The following is an 18,181-nucleotide window of genomic DNA, read 5'->3' as shown; positions in this document are numbered from 1 at the left end:
CCAGGCGGTTGAAGGTCTGGTTGCTGCTGCCCAGCGCCACCGTCGCGCCAGCGGCCACCGTCACTGCGCTGCTCTGCAGGATGCTGTCGGCCATGGCCAGTTGCAGCTCGCCCGCGTTGACGACGGTGGCGCCACTGTAGCTGTTGAGCGCCGACAAGGTCAGCGTGCCCGCCCCGGCCTTGGTCAGCGTCTGGCCATCCCAGCCGGTGTTGGGGTTGGCGGCCTGGTTGGCCAGCACCACGTCGACTTCAAACGCATCGGTGGGCTGGGTCAGGGTAAAACTGCCGTTGGCGGATGCGCCATTGGAGGTCCACGCCAGCGTGGTGCCCACGCTGTAGCTGTTGTTGTCAGTCGACTTCGCGCCTTCCACCACCAGATAATCGCCCCCGGCCGACGCACCACCCAGGTTGACGCTGGCAAAGTCGCCGCTGATGCCACCCGTGGTCTGCAGCACGGTGGTGCGGCTGTCGCCGAGGTCGCTGGCCTTGTTGGAGGTGTCGGCGGCAAAGCCCGCCACATTCAGCACCGAATTCGCGCCCAGGGTGGCCGTCGCGGCGGTGACCAAAGGCGCGCCGGTGGACACGCTCACGCCCAGCGTGCCGTCGATATTGACCGCGCCGGTGGCATTCAGAACCGCCGCGCCCCCGATCGTGGCGGTGGCGCCGGTGGCCACATTGAGGCTGGTGGCATTGAAGACGCCGGTCTGCCCGAACGTCAGCCCGCCCGCATTGACGTTGACCGCGCCCTGCGAACCGGCCTGCGCCAGCGTGGTGGTGCCGCTGCCGTTCTGGTTGAACACCCCCGTGCCGGACAACGCCCCGGCCAGCGTATAGGCATCGCTGCGGTTGAGGGCCAGCGTCGCGGCGTTGTTGATCGCCCCGGCCACGCTGCCCGACGTGCCGCCGTTGCCGATCTGCAAAGTGCCGGCGCTGACCGTGGTCTGGCCGCTGTAGGTATTGTTGCCGCTGAGCAATAGCGTGCCGGCACCCGCTTTGCTGAGGCCACCCGCGCCGCTGATTACCCCGCCAAATTCATCCGCCGCACCGTTATTGATGCTCAGCGTGGCATTGCCGAGCGTGACATTGCCGCTGCCGGTTAGCGCCTGCGCGCTCTGGTTAAAGCCGTTGAGATTAAAGCTCGCGCCACTGGCTACATTCACCGCGCTGCTGCTGGCGATACTGTTGGCGACGCCCGTGGTTAGCGTGCCTGCGTTGATCTGCGTCGCTCCGGTATAACTGTTGACCACCGATAAAGTCAGCGTGCCCGCACCGCCTTTGGTGAGCGTCTGACCATCCCAGCCGGTATTGGCGTTGGCGGACTGGTTGGCCAATGCGACATCGACTTCAAACGCATCGGTGGCGTCCGGCAAAGTAAATGTGCCGTAGCCGGACGGATCACCTGCGGTCCAGGCCAATGCCGTGCCGACGCTGTAGCTTTTGCTGTCGCTCGAAAGCTCGCCGCGCGCCACCAGGTAATCATGATTGGCGGTGGCCCCGTTGAAGTTGACCACGCCAAAGTTGCCGCTGATGCCGTTAGTGGTTTGCAGCACCACGATGCGGTCGTTCGACAGCTCGCTGGCCTTGGCGGGCGAACTGGCCGCAAAGCCGCTGATGTCCAGGATGGACGATGCACCCAACGTGGCGCTATCGGCCGTCACCAAGGGCAGCGTGTAATTGGTGCCCACGGTCAGTGTGCCTTGCAGATCAAGCGCGTCGCTCAACGCCAACTGCCCCGCGCTACCCAATACCGCGTGGCCCCCGGTCGCCACATTCAGACTGGCCCCACTGAAAACGCCGCTCTGGCCAAACACCAGCGTGCCGTTATTGACGTTGACTGCGCCGGCGCCGGCCGCGCGAGTGAGCGTGGTGGTGCCGCTGCCATTCTGGTTAAGCGTGCCAGTGCCGGTGAGCGTGCCTTCCAGCACAAAGGCGTCACTGCGATTGATTGCCAGCGTGCCGCCGTTGCGGATATTGCCGGCCACCGAGCCCGAAGTGCCGCCCGCCCCCAGTTGCAGTGTGCCTTGCAGGATGTTGGTCTGGCCGGTGAGCGTGTTGTCGCCGGTCAGAATCAAGGTGCGACTGCCGGTTTTGATCAGCCCGCCCGTCCCCGAAATCACGCCATCAAACGAGCCATTTACGCTGACGTTGTCGGTGAGCGTGCCCAGGCCCAGCGCCACGCTGCCCCCGCCCGACAGGTTATTGACGAGTTGCGCCTTGTTGGTCAGATCCAGCGCCGCCCCCGCGGCAACCTGCACCCCGCTGCTGCTGGAGATCGCGTTGAGCGCGTTGAGCGCCATGGTGCCCGCTGCCACAGTGGTCGCGCCGGTATAGTCTTGCGGATTGAGCAACACCAGCGTACCGGACCCGGACTGGATCAGGTCGCCGCTGCCATTGATCACGGTCTGCAAACCCAGCGCGATGCTGCGGTTGAAGTTGATGGTGCCGTTATTAACGATGCTGGCATGCAGGGTGCCGCCTGATCCGCCGTCGGCCAGGGTGAGCATCCCCCCTCCCGCGATGGTGACGCCGCCGCCGTTGGTTTGGGTGACCGCGCCACCCAAGGTGAGGTTACCTTGCACATCCAGACTATCGACGGCGGTGCCCGCCAGCGTGATATCGCCGGTCAGGGTCCAGTTGCTGCCCGCGGTCGAAATGAGACTGGTCAGACCATTGGCTGCGGTATCGCTGGTGAAGTTGCCCGCCTGAGTGTTGGTGCCGGTCAGCATGAGGGTGTTGCCCGTGCCCTGGCTAAGTATGTTGATGCCGGATGTGCTGACCAGCATCGATCCGCTGCCCAGGGTGACGCTGTTGTTGGAGCCGCGCAGCAAGATGACCGCGCTGCCGGAGCCCGATGTTGAAATCGTGCCGGAATTGTTGATCTGGCTACCGCTAACCACCGAGACCGCGCTGCGGTTAGTCGAGCTGATGCTGCCCGTTGCGCTGTTGGTCAGTTGCGTGATGCCCGCGCTGAGGTAGACCCCTTCGTTAAACGCCGTAATAACGCCGTCGTTCTGAATAATCGAGGTGCCCGCGCTCTGCTGGAACCCCGGCGCGTAATTGGGGCCCGCGCCAGACCGCGCCGATGCGCCCACATGGTTGTTAAAGGTGAAAAGTCCGGTTGACTGGTCCCATAGCGCATCGGCGCTTCCCCCGACACTGCTGGAGCCGTTTAACGTCCCGTAATTATCAAAGGTCCCGGTGGCGGAGGGACCATAAAGCACTGCGTGGGAAAAGCGCGCCGAGATATCGCCATAATTGACCAGATTGGCGTTGGCGCTTTGCATCGACACACCCTGCGTCGCGCCAATAATCGTGCCGGTTGATTGATTGGTAACCGTCCCGGCTGCGTTGATCAACAGGCCACTGGTAGAGCCGCCCGAAGCACTGATCGCGCCGGCATTGGAAAAAGTGAACGGCGCAATGCCGTTCACCACCACGGCATTGCCTGACACAACGATGGTGGTTCCTGCCAATACTTGATAGTCGTTGTCCGAGTTAACGGTCTGGTTGGTGGTGGCGCTGGGCAAGGTGGTCAACGCCAGCGCATGGCCACTGAAGGCGGCCAGCAAGGCGTTCGAAATAGCGCGTAATGCAAAACGACGCAGGGTATGGCGTGACGTGCGGCGGCTGGTTTGTTTCATGGTCGTCCCGGAGCGATGTGTCGCTGTCGATGTGCGAGCACGACTTTCGGCCCGCCAGTCATGATCCACTTACGATTGCTTTTGACTGCACGTAAGCTTTGTCGGATTGACTGCTTTATAGCGGCAAATCGATTGATTTCCAGCGCAATCGCCGGAACACCGGGCAGCAACTGCCGGGCCATTACGGACGCAATACTTACATTCGAAACGGCTGCAGCGCGATTGTTTTGCGGGCAATGGACGTAAAAAACGGGGCCAGTCGCAAAACTGGCCCCGTCTGATCAAATTGGGGATTTCCGGGCATCAACGGCCGTTTGCTGCCTTGCACAGCACGGCCGCCTGAATATCGAACCACCCTCAACCTGAATGCGCCCCTGCGCTTATTGGCAGGCCGCTTCGGCTTGCGCCTTGGTGTCGTTGCGGATCGACATAAAGAACGCCACGCACGCCTGGGTTTGCTGGTTCCCCCATTGCGCCGTGCAATTGTTCAGCGTGGCGGTCGGGTCTGCCGAAGGGGTCTGGCCCATATTGGCTTGCCAGCATGCCACGGTCAGATCCTGCAGCATCACTTGCTTGCCAGCGGCATTGGCTTTGTTGATGTCGCCACCATAGGCTTTGGGATCGGACGCGTACCAGATCAGGCTGGGGTGGTTGCCGCCCAGCACGGGCACCGTCTGGCCCGCGGCCGGCGTGATGCTGGTCAGCGTCAGCACATTGACCGGCGGCAGCTTGTAATAGCTGGACAACCACGCGCGGGCAGGCCCACCCATGGCCACCATCGCACGCGGTGCGGTGGTGCCCGGCGCGGGTGCGGTCCATGCCTGGATCAAACCCGTGCTAGCGTTATCAAAATAGTCGTACACGCCTTCCAGCTTGGCGCCCGCACTGGCTGGCGCGGCAATCGGCGCGATATCCATAATGCGTTGATAGCTGTCGGTGGCGGTCGAGGCCACGCCATTCATCACCAACAGGCTGGCCCAGCGCTGCGTGGTGGCGGCCTGCATGTAATCCTGGGTGGTGGTTTTAACGGTATCGGGCGGGAAATGCAGCAGTTGCACTGTCTTCTGATTACGCAGCGGCATGCCCAGCACTTCAAAGAAGGACCAGTCGCTCTGCCACTTGCCTGCGGCTTGCACGGCCGGTACATCCGATGCCGCCACGGCAGATTGCTGCATAAAGGTTTTGACGTATTGGCCGTAATCTGCGGGCACGCCACTCAGGGTGAGGATTTCTTCGCCGTTCTGGTTGGTGGCCACCACTTTGGCATTGCTGTAGCCGTCACGCGTAACGCTGGCGGTCATCCAGTGTTCGATGGTTTGTTCCAGCGTCCACGGCGGCACCGGGCAGTTCTGCACGCAGTTGGGAAACGAGAACAGCGTCGACACTTGCGCGGTAGGGCCCAGGTCGACCACCACCGGATTGTCAGTGGACGCCGGGCTGGCTTGCGTGGTGGGCGGCGCGGCGCAGGCGGCCAGCAAGGCGGGGAACAGTGCGCTGAGCGCGAGTGCGGCAGGTTTTGACCATGTTGAGCGTTGCATCGGTGTTTTCCTTGTTATGAGATTTGCACAAACGGGGAAACCAGCTGGCCCGCGCGCCTTATGTCGCCGGTGCGCGCGCCGCCAGCAACTGGCTGAGCGACCCCAGCACTTCAACCAGCGCTTCATTAAAACTGACCACGTCATGTTCATGCTCGGCCGGGTCGGTGCGGTCAGCCGATTGCTCCAGCTGGTCGGCCGCATCCGCCAGCCGATGCGCGCACAAATAGCGCGCCACCGAACGCAACGAATGCGCGGTGCGTTTGACCTCTTCCAGCCGCCCTTCATGCAAGGCTTCGATCACCTTGGCGGGCGTGGCGCCGTGGTTTTTGCGGAAATTTTCGATCAGCGCCAGAAAGCGTTCTTCGCGCAGGCCGATTTGTTCAAAGGCCTGGGCCAGATCAATGCCGGGTAAGGCGGGCCAATGCATCTCGGGTGTGGCGTCGCGTGCGGCATCCTGCATCACTGACGGCGTGGCCGCTAATGACGGCTCGGCCGGTTGCGTCTCTGCGGCGACGGTGACGGTGTTGACCACCGCCACGCGCCGTTCCGGATGCAGCCAGCGCGCCAGCACGTTGTATAGCTGCTGCGGTTTGAAGGGCTTGGCGATATGGTCATTCATGCCCGCCGCCAGACAACGGTCACGATCCCCGGCCAGCGCGTGCGCCGTCACTGCGATGATGGGCAACTGGCGATACCCCAGATGGCGAATCTCGCGGCTGGTGGCAAAGCCGTCCAGCTCGGGCATATGGATGTCCATCAGCACCGCTTCGTACGGGCCGTCCGCCATTTTGGCGATGGCCTCGCGGCCGTCCTCGGCCACTTCGACCACTACACCGACGTTCTCCAGCCATTCTTTGGCGATCTGCCGGTTGATGGCGTTGTCTTCCACCAGCAGGATGCGCGCGCCTGCCAGGATGTGCGCGGTGGGGCTGGCGGCTGCGGGCGCCGGCGGCAGCGTGGTTTCGCCGTCGGGGTTAAACACCTGAGCCAGGCTCGACAACAGGCCGGCTTCCAGCACCGGCTTGGTCAGAAACGCCTGCAGATCGGCCTCTCGACTGAGCATGCGCATTTCTTCGGGGTCATGCGTGGTGGCCATCAGCACGATGGGCATATACGGCAGCGACGGATCCTGGCGGATTTGCCGCGCCAGCGTGGTGCCCGCCACGCCGCTCAGATTCTGGTCGATCATGATCAGGCTGTAGGGCCGCAATACATTGGCGGCTACGCGTAATTCGGCATTGGCGCTGGCCGCGCTGGCAGCCACTTCCACCGCAAATCCCTGGCGGCGCAACAAACGCAGCAATACCTCGGCGGCCGAGGCGTTGTCGTCCACCACCAGCACGCGCATGCCGTTGCCGGGCACTTGCACTGGCAATTGCGGCGCGGGCCCTTGCAGCGGCACGCAGAACGAAAACACGCTGCCCTGGCCCGGCTGGCTGTCCACCCAGATGCGCCCGCCCATGGCGTCGATCAGTTGCTGGCAAATGGCCAGGCCCAGACCACTGCCGCCGTAGCGGCGCGTAATGGATTCATCCGCCTGAGTAAACGCCTGGAACAACGCGCCCACATGCGCCGGATCGATGCCGATGCCGGTGTCTTCCACGCGAAACAACACCTGCGGGTGATTGGGGCTGTCATGGCTGACGCGCACGCGGATCGCCACTTCGCCTGACTCGGTAAACTTGATGGCGTTATTGGCCAGATTCAGCAACACCTGGTTTAGCCGCAGCGGGTCGCCTTGCAACAGCATCGGCACATCGGCCGCCAGATCAATCACCAGTTCCAGCTGTTTGCCCGCCGCGCGCACCATCACCACATTGGCCAGATTGCCCATCAGCTCGTCGAGGCGGAACTCGACGTTTTCGATGCGCAGTTTGCCGGCTTCGCCGCGGCTGAAATCAAGGATGTCGTTGATCAGGTCCAGCAGCACATCGGCCGACAGATTGATCTTGTCCAGATAGTCGCGTTGCTTGGCCGTCAGCGGGGTTTGCAACGCCAGCCCGGTCATGCCCACGATGGCGTTCATCGGCGTGCGGATTTCGTGGCTCATGCGCGCCAGAAATGCGGATTTGGCGCGCGCTGCTTCTTCGGCATCCCATACCGCTTGTTGCAGCGCATGCAACCAGGCAATCACAAAACGATAACCAAGGAAGGCCATCGCAAAAAACATGATGGCCAATACCCAGTACACGGCCGAGGCCGAGGCTTCCATCAAGCGGGCGGCGCGCCGCCAGGCATCGGCATCACCACCACCACTGATGGCGTCGGCGGCGCTGTGGCTTAGATAGAACGACACGGACAAAAACAGATAAACGCCGCAAATGATGGTCAGCGCTGCCAGCAGCAGCGTCTTGCCCACCGGCTGCGCGTTAACGCCGGGTGGGGTAAACCAGCGATTGCGCCACGCCGCCACGGGCGCGGCGAGCAAGAACATCAGCGCGCCGCCAATCACCGAAATCTGGATAAAGTTGCCGACCCACCAGCCCTGCCAGATGGCAAACGCTTCGTGCACGCCCAGCGCGTTGGTATAAGTCCAGACAAACGAACCACTGGCGCTGAAGACGGCGTTAAAGAACGCCAGCACCATAAAAAACACCCAGTCGTTGATGGAGCGCATGTCGTACGACACCGGCAAGGCGCGATAAGACAACGACCAGACCGCCAGCCCCAAGGGGTTGGACAGCGCAAACAGCGCCGCCCACAGCAAAGGCATGCCGGAATAGACCGATAAACAGAAGGTGGCCAGCCAGGCCGGTATCGCGCCCCACCAATAGCCAAACCACAGCACCCACAAGCCGCAGATCACCACCGGCGGATACAGCGAAAAGAAGATATCGACGCCGCCAAAATGCATGGGAATGGCGGACCACGATTGCTGGATGACCACAAAGCCGAAGGCGACACAGACCAGCGTGCTGAGCAGCCACAAGCCCAGCAACAGCATATTGGAGCGGCGGCCCGCTTCGGCCAGAACCTGCCGCAACGACACCGCTTGATAATGCGCGCGGCCCGTCGCCAGAAATTGTTGGGATACGGCTGATTCCACTACCGCGCTCCAGCCATACCAATCAATAACGCCATAAAAAGTCGCCTGCCAGCATTCGCTTGTTCAAGGGTGATGAGATGGCGTCAGCAAAGTCTTGTCGACCTCTTCGCACGCACGGGTCTCGGCACATCGTGCCCGATTTCAGCATCAGAAGAAACTGATGCTGCCGCTCTGGCACCAATCCGCCACAGCATTGGTTTGCCGCTTGCGTGATTGATGCTTTCCAGTGTTTCAACATAGCCTATATCGGAACATCCTTAGTACTGTTATTAACGATGTCTTACGCCATACTGGCATAACACCTGGCGTTTTGTGCCCCACCCCGTTCTGCAAGGACCCCCGCATGCTGCAAATCACTGGCCTTGACGAAGCCGCCCTGCCCGCATTGCAACAGCTCCGCGCCAGTCAGCAAGCGCCGTGGCCGGTGGCCGATCTGCGCATCGAGTTCTTTAATCCGATCCGGCAGCGTGGCCGCAATGTGCGCATCGTGTGGCGCGATCGCGTGCCGGTGGGCTGCCTGGGTTGGGTGGAAAGCGTGGTGGCCACGCAAGGTGATTTTTTTATCTCGCCGATGGTGGCGGCGGATGAATTGGCGGCCGCCACCTTGCTGCATGACACCGTGCAGTACGCGCGTGAACTGGGCGCGCAGCGTATCCGCGTTGGCGCAGCGCCCGGCGAGGAAGCCAAGATGGCGGCGCTGGAACGCATTGGTTTTATCCCGTCACTGCAGTGGATTAGTCTGGCACGGCCCGTGGTGGCGTGCGCCGCGCCCGACTTCGCCGCGCTGGGGTTGCGCCGGGTTGAGACCGCAGCCATAGACTGGAGCATGCTGGCGCGACTGCACAACCACACCTTCCGCGACGTGCCGCATGCCGCGATGCAAAGCGCCGAATCGATGCGTGCGGACTGGCTGGAACTGGATCAGGACGCCAGCAGCGTGCTGGCGGATCAGGATGGCGAGCTGGCGGCGTTTTGCTTGTTGCAAAGTGATGGCACGGTAGATGCGATTGGCATCGAGCCGCATTGGCGGCGGCAAGGGGTAGCGGACGCCCTGTATCAGTGGGCGCAATCGCGGTTGGCGCTGCGGCAGATTGCGCAAATGACCACCGTCGTGGCCAATACCAATTTTGTGTCGGAACGCTTCCATCTACGCGCGGGCTTTGTCGAAAACAAACCGCGCGCGACCGCTTATTTGCTGACGTTAACGGTCGCGGGCTGAGGCGGATTCTGGCAGGCGGCGGCGCTGGCGGTCTGGCCATTGCTGCGCGCTTCGGTATCCGGGTCGGGCCCGGTCAGCATAAACGCCAGTGCGGCCGAGACGATGGCGATAACCAGCATCGACGCGCTGGCACAGGGCGGATCCTGGCTGGGCAAGCGCGGCCAGCCTGCTTGCGCGTCGCGGCTGCGGATCGGGTTAAACAAGCGGATGGGCATGGCGTCACTCCGGACACAAACGAAGTGACGTAGGGTAAAAAACGCCCGCGCCGGCCGGGCTGGGACAATTCCGAATCTGGCCTGATAAAACGATAAACGCCCGTGACCAACGGTCACAGGCGCTTTTAACCTACCGATCCTGCCCTTGCTTAGCGGCGGATAGCCCCTGCCAGACGTCTCGCGCCATCCGCGCCCGACATCGCATCGTTAGCCCAGAACTCGCCCACGGCTTCGATCAGTGCTTTTTTCTGGTCATCCTGCACCGCCATGTTGTGCGCCCACGACGGCACCAACGTGTTGCGGCTGGCGGCATTGTTAAAGTCCTTGGCCGAATCGCGACCATAGGCATCCAGTTTGTTGACGTCGACATCGGTGCGCGCCGGGATGCTGCCTTTGTGCTTGTTGTACGCCAACTGGCCTTCATGGCTCATCAGCAGACGCGCAAAGTCCATCTGCGCCTGATTTCGTGTTGCGTCGTCCTGGCGGAACATGGTCAGCGTATCGGCGGCAAAGCTGTATTCGCCATTCAGCGTCGGGGCGGCCCAGAACATGTAATCCACGCCCGGTTGCTTGCCCGCTTCGTCCAGCTCGCCCTTCACCCAGTCGCCCATCAATTGCATGGCGGCGCGGCCGTTGATGACGTCGGCGGTGGCCAGGTTCCACTCGCGGCCTACCGGGTCCGGCGTGCAATAGCGTTTAAGGCGGCGGAAGGTTTCCAGCGCATGCGCCATCTGGCTGCCGCCCAAGGCATTGGCGTCCAGCCGGCTAAACGCCGACAGATAGAATTCCGCGCCGCACAGGCCCAGCACCACCGCTTCAAACAAGGTGGCCACTTGCCATTTCACTTCGGAATGCGCCAGCGGGGTAATGCCCGCCGACACCAGCTTGTCGCACACGCTAAAGAATTCGTCCCAGGTGGCCGGCGCGCGCGTTACGCCCACGCGCTTGAGCAAATTGGCGTTAACCCACAACACGTTAACGCGCGCCACACCCAGCGGCACCGCCACGTAATGGTTTTCGGCCTGCATCATGCGATCCAGCACGGCGGGCAGGATGCGGCTCCAGCCTTGTTCTTGCGCCACCGGGTCCAGATTGGCCAACACGCCCTTGCCTACCCAGTTTTGTACCTTGACGCCACCAAATGCGGCCGCGGTTGGCAATTTGCCTTCTTCGATGCGCTTTTTCAGCATGCCCGGCACGTCTTTACCGCTGTGCATATCGGCCCAGTGGTGGCCTTGCTGGTTAAGCCGCATCTTGATTTCGGCCACCGCACGCGCGCCGCTGGAGGCAAACCAGCCATGCAGCACTTCGATATCTTCGAGGCGGAAACGACCGACCTGGCGCATCAGTTCGCCCGCGCGTTTTTCCAGACTTTCCAGTGCGCGGCGCGATTGCTGCAGCGCCGAATCGGACGCCTGGCTCATCACATTGATTTGCTCGGACGTGCGCGCCATGGTGGTGCTGGCCGAGGTTTGTTCCATGGTGGCGTCGGCAATGCCGCGCACAATCTGCACCATGTTCTGCATGCGGCCGCTGATTTCCAGCATGCTGGCGCGGGCGGCATCGGCTTTCTCTACGCTGCCCAACACCTGACTGCTGGTGGCGCCCATGGTGCTGACAGCGTTGCGGGTTTCCAATGCCACCGAATCAATCAGTTGCGAGATTTCAACGGTGGCCTTGGCGGTGCGCTCGGCCAGTTTGCGCACTTCATCGGCCACCACAGCAAAGCCACGGCCTTGTTCACCGGCGCGGGCGGCTTCGATGGCGGCGTTCAGCGCCAACAAATTGGTCTGGCCCGCCACGTCTTTAATTACGGTGACGATGCTGCCGATTTTTTGCGAATTGCGTTCCAGCGCATCCATGGTCGTGCCGAGTTCAGTCATCGACTTGGCCATTTGCGACACTTCATCCGAAACGCGCAGCACCGATTCGGCGCTGGCCTCGGACAAGGTTTGCGTGCTGGTGACGGCGTCATCCACATCGCGCGCGTTATCGGCAATGTGGTTGATGCTGACGGTAATTTCTTCCACCGCTGCGGCCGATGCGGCCGAGAAATCACTCTGCGTGTGCGCGTCCTTGACCAACTGGGTGGTCACCACGCCCAGTTCTTTCAGACCCAGGCTTAGCGTTTCCATGTCGCGCTGTACTTCGCGGAACGTGGTTTGCAGCGAGGCGCTAAAGGCATTGAAGGCGCTGGCGATTTCGGACAACTCGGCGCTGCTGCCGCCGTCCAGTCGCACATTCAGATCGCCGCCGCTGGCGGCCAGGCGCGCAAATTCGGCACGCATGCGAAACAGCGGTTTAAGCACCACGCCCAGGCCCGCGGCGATAACGCCGCTGGCGACGATCAGGGCGACGATGACAATCAGCGCGGTGGCGCCACTGCCGGCACCGGTGCTGCTGATCAGCACCCAGGCCAACGCGGCGATGATGACGTTAACCAGTGTGGCTAACAGAATGATCTGATTGCGGATAGACATCTCACTTCCTCTAGCGGCGGCCCTGTACCGGGCCTGAGAACCTCGAATATTAAAATTACCTTATCGAGAATCCGCGCTATGCGCCATCCTTTTTATCAGTAGAAACCCTTAGACTTACAAAACGTCGCGTCAACATGTAGTAGGCACCGAGCAGTAACGAAAATTTGCTTTTCACAAGCAAAAGCACCCCGTAAGTGGAGTGCTGATATTTGCGAAAAATACTACGTTATAGCCCCGATTTGCGCCGCGCGTTGCCATGCCCAGCCGCAGGCAAACAACGCCACTACCAACGAACCGCCGTACAGCACTACACGTTTGAACCAGACTTCGTGCCGATATAAATACAACACTGGCAACAGCAACAACACCAGCGCCGCCTGCCCGGCTTCCACGCCCAGATTGAATGCGCCCAACGCAATCACCATATGCCAGCGCGGCAAAGCCATATCGGCCAGCACGCCAGCAAAGCCAAAGCCGTGGATCAACCCAAAGCCAAACGCCAACAACCACAAGCGTTGTTGTACCAGCGGATACAGGTTATTCAGCGCCGCCAGCAAGATGGTGACGGCAATACCGGTTTCGACCAGGGCCGAGGGCACACTCACCCAGCGCAAGCTGGCCAGCGTTAGCGTGATGGCGTGCGCGGCGGTAAACGCGGTGACGATGCGCAACAGCTCCAGCGCCACCGGCCGCAGTGAGGCCACCGCCTGCCAGCGCCTGCTCTGCGCCTTGTACGCGGCAGGCAATAACAAGGCCAGCAAGAACAAAGCGTGATCAAAACCCAGCCAGATATGGGTAAAGCCCGCCGCAATAAAATCCGAGGCAATTGCCCACGCCGGTTTGCCATGGATATCGAGCGTTTCCTCGGGATGACCGACGCCGAGGATGGCGGTGGCGATGGCGCCTTCGTCGATCACTTGCACCAGGCCTTTATGCAGCGTGTCCAGCTCGGCAAACAGGTGGTAATCAATGCTCAGTTGTTTGGGGGCGGCGGCGCATTGGGCATCAAAGCGCAGCACGGCATACGCGCCATCGCTGTGATGGTCGATCTGCATGCCTTGCGGTTTCAGCGGGCAGTCGCCGTGCTGCAGACGCAAATGGCTAAAGGCATAGGCGCTGATATCGGCGCTGCGCGGCCGCACTTCGCCCCAGGTAAGCTTGCCGTCGCCATCGGCGTCCAACACCAAGGGCACATCCAGATCGCGCAGCGCGATATCCCAACGGCCATGCAATTGCGTGCCGTCCACCACCAACGTCAGATAGCTATCGCTGGGTTTATGCGCGCTGGCCACGGCGCTGCAGCACAGGGCGATCAATAACAGACACAGTCGCATCATGCCGGCAGCCCCGCTTGTTTAAACCACTGCAATGCCGGGCTGGCGGCGGCCGGTTGCCGCGCCGCACGCGCGCTCGCCAGCAGAATGCGCGCATCGGCGGTTTCTTTTTGCACTTGCCAGTTGGCTTGCGCCAGTTTTAGCGCGGCTTCGGGTTGCTTTAATAGATAGAGGCGAAACATGGCTTCCTCGCGCAGATGAACGCGATCGCCGCGCGCGGCGGCTGCGGCAAAGCGCGCATTCAGATCGGCGATATGGCCGGCCAGGGCATCGTCGCGCGTCTGTTGTTCGGCCATGGCCAGGCGCAGCAACAGATTGTCGTTACGCGTGTCATCGGCCAGCAGTTTTTGCACTTCCGCGCCGCGGTGCTGGCTTAACAAATAGTCGGCCCACGCAGTTTTGAGATAAGCATCGTCGGGGCTGACTTTGCGCCCGGCGCGCAAGGCTTGTTCAGCCAGTTGCGTGTTGCCGCGCCAACTGGCGGCCTCGCCCAGACTGGCCCACACCCAGGCGCTCACGCCATGGCTATCGGGCGCTTGCGGCGCCAGTCGCTGCAACAAGGCCACGCCCTGTTGCGGCTGGCCGCTAACCACCAACACATTGGCCAGACACACGCCAGCAATCACCGCATCCTGCATGACCAGACCGCCGCAGCTTTCGCGGGCGTCGGCATAACGCGCCTGTACTTGCAGAATGCTGGCACGCATCAGCAAGGCTTCGGTGTTGCCTGGGCTGGCGCGCATGACGGTGTCCAGATCGGCCAATGCCAGATCAAACTGGTGATTGCTCTGGCGAATGCTGGCGCGCAGCAACAAGGCCAGCGGCGCAATCGGCCGGGTTTGCAGCCACGGCGTGATCAGGGCATCGGCCTGGCCCAGATCGCGCGGGTCGCCATCGCGGCGAAAACGTTCCAGATGCGCTTGCGCCAGTTCGCTGGCGCGGGCAAACACCTGCGGTTGCGCCGCCAGTTGGCCTTGCAGGCGGGCGATGCGCGCATCGAGCGGATTGCTTTTGCGCGCGGGCACGATGTCGAGCACCAGATTATCGCGCGCCGGAATATACGCTTCGGCCAGTGCGGCGGCGCTGGGCCAACTGCACAGCAGTGCGCACAACAGGCTGTGGCCGGCAAACCGGATGATCGGAGTCATAACACCACCTTGCCGCGTGCGGCCAATGCCAACACCATCAGGCCGATGGCGACGGTCCAGCTACCCAATACGCGCACGCCAACCTTTACCCAGCTGACGGGCAGATTCCACAGTCGCTGCGCCGCTTGCAGTAGATAAGCCAGCGCCAGAAACGCCACCAGCACCACGCCTGCGGTAAACGGATACAGCGCCATCTGCCCTTCACGCGCCGCGCCGTTGGCCAGGCCATACAACGCGCCCGCCGCGACGACCAAAGCCCAGAGCGCCAGACGCGGCAGCGGTCTGGCCACCGCCAGCGCCGCACCGCCCAGCAAGGCAAGCAGCAGCACGCCGCTGCCCGCGTCAACGCCCACTCGATCCGCCAGCAATGCGCCCGCCAAAGCCGATAACGCAAACCAGGCCAGCCCGAGACTGGCGCGGCCCTGCTGGCCCAGCAACAGACCGAAAACCAGCAGCAGCAAGAGATGCTCGGGCGAGGTCAGCGGGTGCAATGCGCCTGCATAAAAATCGCCCGCACCCACAAACGCAGCATGTGCCTGCGCCAGGCCCGGGCATAACAACAATGCGATCAGCAAACGGCGGCGCATGGTTATCCCCGAATGGCCAGAGTCAGAAAATACAAGCCACCCAGCGCAATACCGCCGCCGCCCGCGCGCACCAGCGCCCGGCCGCCCTGCCATTGGTACAGCGCACCCAGCGCGATGCCGCACGCGTGCAGCAAGCCGGTGGCGCAGACAAAGCCGATGGCAAAGGTTAATGGATTGGCCGATTGCGGCAGTTCCGCGCCATGCGCGTAGCCATGGCAGATGGCAAACAGCGCGACGATGACGCCCGCCACCGGCAGCGGCGGCCGCGCGGCCAGCACGATCATCGCGCCCAGAATCAGCGCCGACAGCGCGATGCCGATTTCAATGCCCGGCAAATAAATGCCCAGCACGCCGATCACGCCACCGATACACATCACCAGCGGAAAAGTCACCGGCAGCACCCAGATGGCCGGACGTCCCAGTTGCGCGCCCCATAAACCGACCGCCACCATCGCCAGCACATGGTCGAGCCCGGAAATGGGGTGTAGAAAGCCGGTCTTGAGCCCGCCTGACATATCGCCCTGGCCCACATGGGCCATCGCCAGCGTGGGCATTAACAGCAACGTGGCCAGTAGCCACTTTTGAACGGTGCGCATGGGGGATGTCTCCGGACTCAGGCTTTGGGCGCGCTGCGGCGGCTGGCGGCAATTTCGCGGCTAAAGCGGCGCGCCGGGTCCAGCGTACTGTTGAGCGCGGTGGGATAGTTGACGCAGCTGGCTTTGCCTTGCTCGCCCGCGCGTTGCAGCGCGGCTTTGCGCGCGGTGGCGGCCTCGGCGTATTTGCCATCCTGAATCACTTTGTACTGGCGATATTTTTCTTTCTTCGGGCCCGCCAGTTGATGCAGATACGCGTCGTAGCGGCGCGTGTATTCATCCACCAATGCTTTGTTGTTGCTTTGCCATTGCGACCACGCCTTGTTATTGGCGCTGGCGGTGGCTGGGTACAACGCGTTGCAGACATCGCGCTCGGCTTGCGCTTCGCGGATGCCTTGATAAACGCGGCCCATGTTCTGCGCATATTCGGTGTCACCTGCCCTGGCGGCGGGTGCGGCGTGGGCCAGGCTGGCGCCCAGCGCTGCGGCAAAGGCCAGCACGGGTGTGGCTTTCAACAAGATCGACATGTTCGGTTTTCCCCAAAAGTGCCCCAGGCGCGGCGTAGTGCGGTCGCGCCCGGGGCGGTTGCTGCTATTGCACGGCCACCGGCGAGGTGGTTTCGCTGGACGTTGCCGTGATGCCATCGATCGGCACCGGCGTGGTGGTCTCCGACGTCGTCGCCAGCACTTGCTGCACTTGCTGGGTAAAGGCGTCCGCGACGGGGGCCGGCGTGGGTGTTGCCGTCGGCGTTGGGGTTGGCGTGCCCGTCACTGGGCCACCGTCGTTGCCGCTGCCGCACGCGGCCAGTGCCAGCAAGACGGTGGTCGCCAGTGCGACTAGCCCGATACGTTTATCCATGATCTGCCTCCGCTTATTGCGCAACGTTAGCGCCGGGCACCGGGGTCTTCAGGTACGGGAAGGCGTTATCAAAGAAGGTGGCGTCCAGATATGCGCCATCGGTAAAGTCGGTGGCGCCCGACGGGGCGTCGCCCGGTGCGCAGCCGATATTCAGCGTGCACAGGCGCCCTTCCACTACACGCAGCGCGATATCAACCACGTCATCGCCAGGGCGGCGACCGTTGGGGAAGCCTGCGTTATCGCCCGCAATCACACCCAGACGGCTCTGGCTGGCCGGCGCGGTGACCGCGATGCTGGTGTTAAGCCGCAGCATTTCGGAAGGCGTCACCGTGACCAGTTGGTTCACGCCCGTTACACCGGTCAAAAATGCCGCCACCAGATCGTTACGCGGAATATTGGTCGGGGCGACCGCGTTGTTGCCAAACAGGATCTGCAACAGCGCCGGCAACGTGGGGTTGGTGACATATGCGAGGAATTGCGCATCGTCCGACGGCTTGCTGGTATTGAACTTGTCCTTGTCCTTCAGGCCGATGACCAGTTCGTTAACCAGCGGCATGCCGAGGCGCGACACTTGCGACCACGCGCCGCCTTCCTTGCTGGCCTGGCCCAGATTGCTGCCCGGGGCCGGGTTAAGCAGACGCGCCTGACGCAGGCTGGCGGTGGTCCATGCGCCAATCACCGGGCCGCCACTGCCGACCAGGCAAGCGGATGGCACTTCCAGTTCCAGCGCAGTAACGTTTTTTTGCGCCAGCGAATCCAGGCCTTTGTTTTCCGCTTGCGGATCAAACGCGGTGGCCGGCGCGGCGATATTTACCAGATCGAAGGTGCCGCCCAGGTTAACCACAAACGGGTCTTTGCGTTGGCCGACAAACACTTTGCCGGCGGTGCTGCAACCGGGAATGTTGATGTTGTAGACATGCTGGGCCGCATACGCTGCGTAATTGGGCAGCGATTTGTTACCGATATTGTCGACGGGCTTGGCAAAGGTTTTGCTGCCATCCGCCGCATTGGTAATTGCAGTGGCCGTGCCGGTGCGACGATCACCCGTCACCAGCGTCAACGTAAAGCTCTCTTGCACATTCAGCGTGGCCGCTTTGGGCGCGTTGATGGCGCCGGTGTTGGTGAGAGGCACTGAGACATTCTTGCCGCCCACGGGCACGGTCAGATCTTGCAGGTTGTTGCTGAAGCGGAACTGGAATGTGAGATGTTCGTGCGCGTCGCCCACGTTATCGACGTGGATTTCGTACAGCGCATTCGGGTCCATCAGATAAAAGTTGGGGCCACCCGGGCCGTCCTGCAGCGGCTGGTAATTGGCGATCAGCGTGACAAAACTGGAACGACCGGTTTCGTAACTGCGAAACATGTAGAAATCACTGGCATCGACTTTGGGGTTTTGCGTGAGAAAGGGTGATTCGCGGTGACTGGACGCTTGCGCGCCCGCAGCGATCATCAACAAGGTGGCGGCTATCGGCAGGCCCGCCCGTGCAACTTTGCTCATCGTGCTCTCCAGTTCGTAGATAAAA

At 62.1% G+C, this 18,181-nt stretch carries 13 protein-coding genes; 1 reads left to right on the top strand and 12 read right to left on the bottom strand.

Annotated elements, in window-relative coordinates; all coding sequences use genetic code 11:
- The 3 genes from WG78_RS17085 to WG78_RS17075 all read right to left on the bottom strand — a co-directional run.
- Positions 1 to 3,640, bottom strand: a 3,640-nt coding sequence (locus tag WG78_RS17085) for a beta strand repeat-containing protein (protein ID WP_053939050.1), incomplete at its 3' end; no start/stop codon positions are given.
- Positions 3,641 to 4,020: 380 nt separating this feature from the next.
- Entirely contained in the window at positions 4,021 to 5,178 is a 1,158-nt protein-coding gene (locus WG78_RS17080; protein ID WP_053939049.1) for a hypothetical protein, read from the bottom strand.
- 58 nt (positions 5,179 to 5,236) lie between these two features.
- Positions 5,237 to 8,224 carry a hybrid sensor histidine kinase/response regulator gene (locus WG78_RS17075; RefSeq protein ID WP_053939048.1) on the bottom strand — a complete coding sequence of 996 codons (2,988 nt, stop codon included), beginning with the start codon at positions 8,222 to 8,224 and terminating at the stop codon, positions 5,237 to 5,239.
- 343 nt (positions 8,225 to 8,567) lie between these two features.
- Between WG78_RS17075 and WG78_RS17070 the strand changes: the two genes are divergently transcribed.
- A complete protein-coding gene (locus WG78_RS17070) occupies positions 8,568 to 9,443 on the top strand; it encodes a GNAT family N-acetyltransferase (RefSeq protein ID WP_053939047.1) in 876 nt (291 codons plus the stop codon).
- On the opposite strand, the gene WG78_RS17065 is transcribed toward WG78_RS17070, so the two are convergent.
- The 9 genes from WG78_RS17065 to WG78_RS17025 form a co-directional block, all read right to left on the bottom strand.
- On the bottom strand, positions 9,413 to 9,658 hold the full coding sequence (locus WG78_RS17065; protein WP_053939046.1) for a hypothetical protein: 246 nt from the start codon (positions 9,656 to 9,658) through the stop codon (positions 9,413 to 9,415). The two genes, WG78_RS17070 and WG78_RS17065, sit on opposite strands and share 31 nt — an antisense overlap.
- A gap of 149 nt (positions 9,659 to 9,807) precedes the next feature.
- A complete protein-coding gene (locus WG78_RS17060) occupies positions 9,808 to 12,138 on the bottom strand; it encodes an extracellular solute-binding protein (RefSeq protein WP_053939045.1) in 2,331 nt (776 codons plus the stop codon).
- A gap of 221 nt (positions 12,139 to 12,359) precedes the next feature.
- On the bottom strand, positions 12,360 to 13,475 hold the full coding sequence (locus WG78_RS17055; RefSeq protein WP_053939044.1) for a HupE/UreJ family protein: 1,116 nt from the start codon (positions 13,473 to 13,475) through the stop codon (positions 12,360 to 12,362).
- Positions 13,472 to 14,620 carry a tetratricopeptide repeat protein gene (locus WG78_RS17050; RefSeq protein WP_053939043.1) on the bottom strand — a complete coding sequence of 383 codons (1,149 nt, stop codon included), beginning with the start codon at positions 14,618 to 14,620 and terminating at the stop codon, positions 13,472 to 13,474. The genes WG78_RS17055 and WG78_RS17050 overlap by 4 nt, the downstream gene beginning before the upstream one ends.
- Entirely contained in the window at positions 14,617 to 15,207 is a 591-nt protein-coding gene (locus WG78_RS17045) for a HupE/UreJ family protein (RefSeq protein WP_053939042.1), read from the bottom strand. Before WG78_RS17045 ends, WG78_RS17050 begins: the two co-directional genes overlap by 4 nt.
- 2 nt (positions 15,208 to 15,209) lie before the next feature.
- Positions 15,210 to 15,803: a HupE/UreJ family protein gene (locus tag WG78_RS17040; RefSeq protein WP_053939041.1), complete on the bottom strand. Its 594-nt coding sequence runs from the start codon at positions 15,801 to 15,803 to the stop codon at positions 15,210 to 15,212.
- Between the two features lie 17 nt (positions 15,804 to 15,820).
- Positions 15,821 to 16,327: a hypothetical protein gene (locus WG78_RS17035; RefSeq protein ID WP_053939040.1), complete on the bottom strand. Its 507-nt coding sequence runs from the start codon at positions 16,325 to 16,327 to the stop codon at positions 15,821 to 15,823.
- Between the two features lie 64 nt (positions 16,328 to 16,391).
- Positions 16,392 to 16,658, bottom strand: a complete 267-nt coding sequence (locus WG78_RS17030) for a hypothetical protein (protein WP_053939039.1) — start codon at positions 16,656 to 16,658, stop codon at positions 16,392 to 16,394.
- A 13-nt stretch (positions 16,659 to 16,671) separates the two neighbouring features.
- Positions 16,672 to 18,156 (bottom strand): DUF4331 domain-containing protein, encoded by a 1,485-nt coding sequence (locus WG78_RS17025; protein ID WP_053939038.1) that lies wholly within the window; start codon positions 18,154 to 18,156, stop codon positions 16,672 to 16,674.
- Between the last annotated feature and the right edge of the window lie 25 nt (positions 18,157 to 18,181).

It is taken from the genome of Amantichitinum ursilacus, from assembly GCF_001294205.1.
GTDB classification, from domain to species: Bacteria; Pseudomonadota; Gammaproteobacteria; order Burkholderiales; family Chitinibacteraceae; genus Amantichitinum; species Amantichitinum ursilacus.
This window is presented reverse-complemented; position numbering and strand designations above follow the sequence as displayed.

Bases quoted from the DNA above. Each gene is read 5' to 3' on its own strand.
- WG78_RS17080 (WP_053939049.1), bottom strand. From the start codon at position 5,178: ATGCAACGCTCAACATGGTCAAAACCTGCCGCACTCGCGCTCAGCGCA.
- WG78_RS17050 (WP_053939043.1), bottom strand. From the start codon at position 14,620: ATGACTCCGATCATCCGGTTTGCCGGCCACAGCCTGTTGTGCGCACTG.
- WG78_RS17055 (WP_053939044.1), bottom strand. From the start codon at position 13,475: ATGATGCGACTGTGTCTGTTATTGATCGCCCTGTGCTGCAGCGCCGTG.
- WG78_RS17035 (WP_053939040.1), bottom strand. From the start codon at position 16,327: ATGTCGATCTTGTTGAAAGCCACACCCGTGCTGGCCTTTGCCGCAGCG.
- WG78_RS17030 (WP_053939039.1), bottom strand. From the start codon at position 16,658: ATGGATAAACGTATCGGGCTAGTCGCACTGGCGACCACCGTCTTGCTG.
- WG78_RS17070 (WP_053939047.1), top strand. From the start codon at position 8,568: ATGCTGCAAATCACTGGCCTTGACGAAGCCGCCCTGCCCGCATTGCAA.
- WG78_RS17045 (WP_053939042.1), bottom strand. From the start codon at position 15,207: ATGCGCCGCCGTTTGCTGATCGCATTGTTGTTATGCCCGGGCCTGGCG.
- WG78_RS17060 (WP_053939045.1), bottom strand. From the start codon at position 12,138: ATGTCTATCCGCAATCAGATCATTCTGTTAGCCACACTGGTTAACGTC.
- WG78_RS17040 (WP_053939041.1), bottom strand. From the start codon at position 15,803: ATGCGCACCGTTCAAAAGTGGCTACTGGCCACGTTGCTGTTAATGCCC.
- WG78_RS17025 (WP_053939038.1), bottom strand. From the start codon at position 18,156: ATGAGCAAAGTTGCACGGGCGGGCCTGCCGATAGCCGCCACCTTGTTG.
- WG78_RS17065 (WP_053939046.1), bottom strand. From the start codon at position 9,658: ATGCCCATCCGCTTGTTTAACCCGATCCGCAGCCGCGACGCGCAAGCA.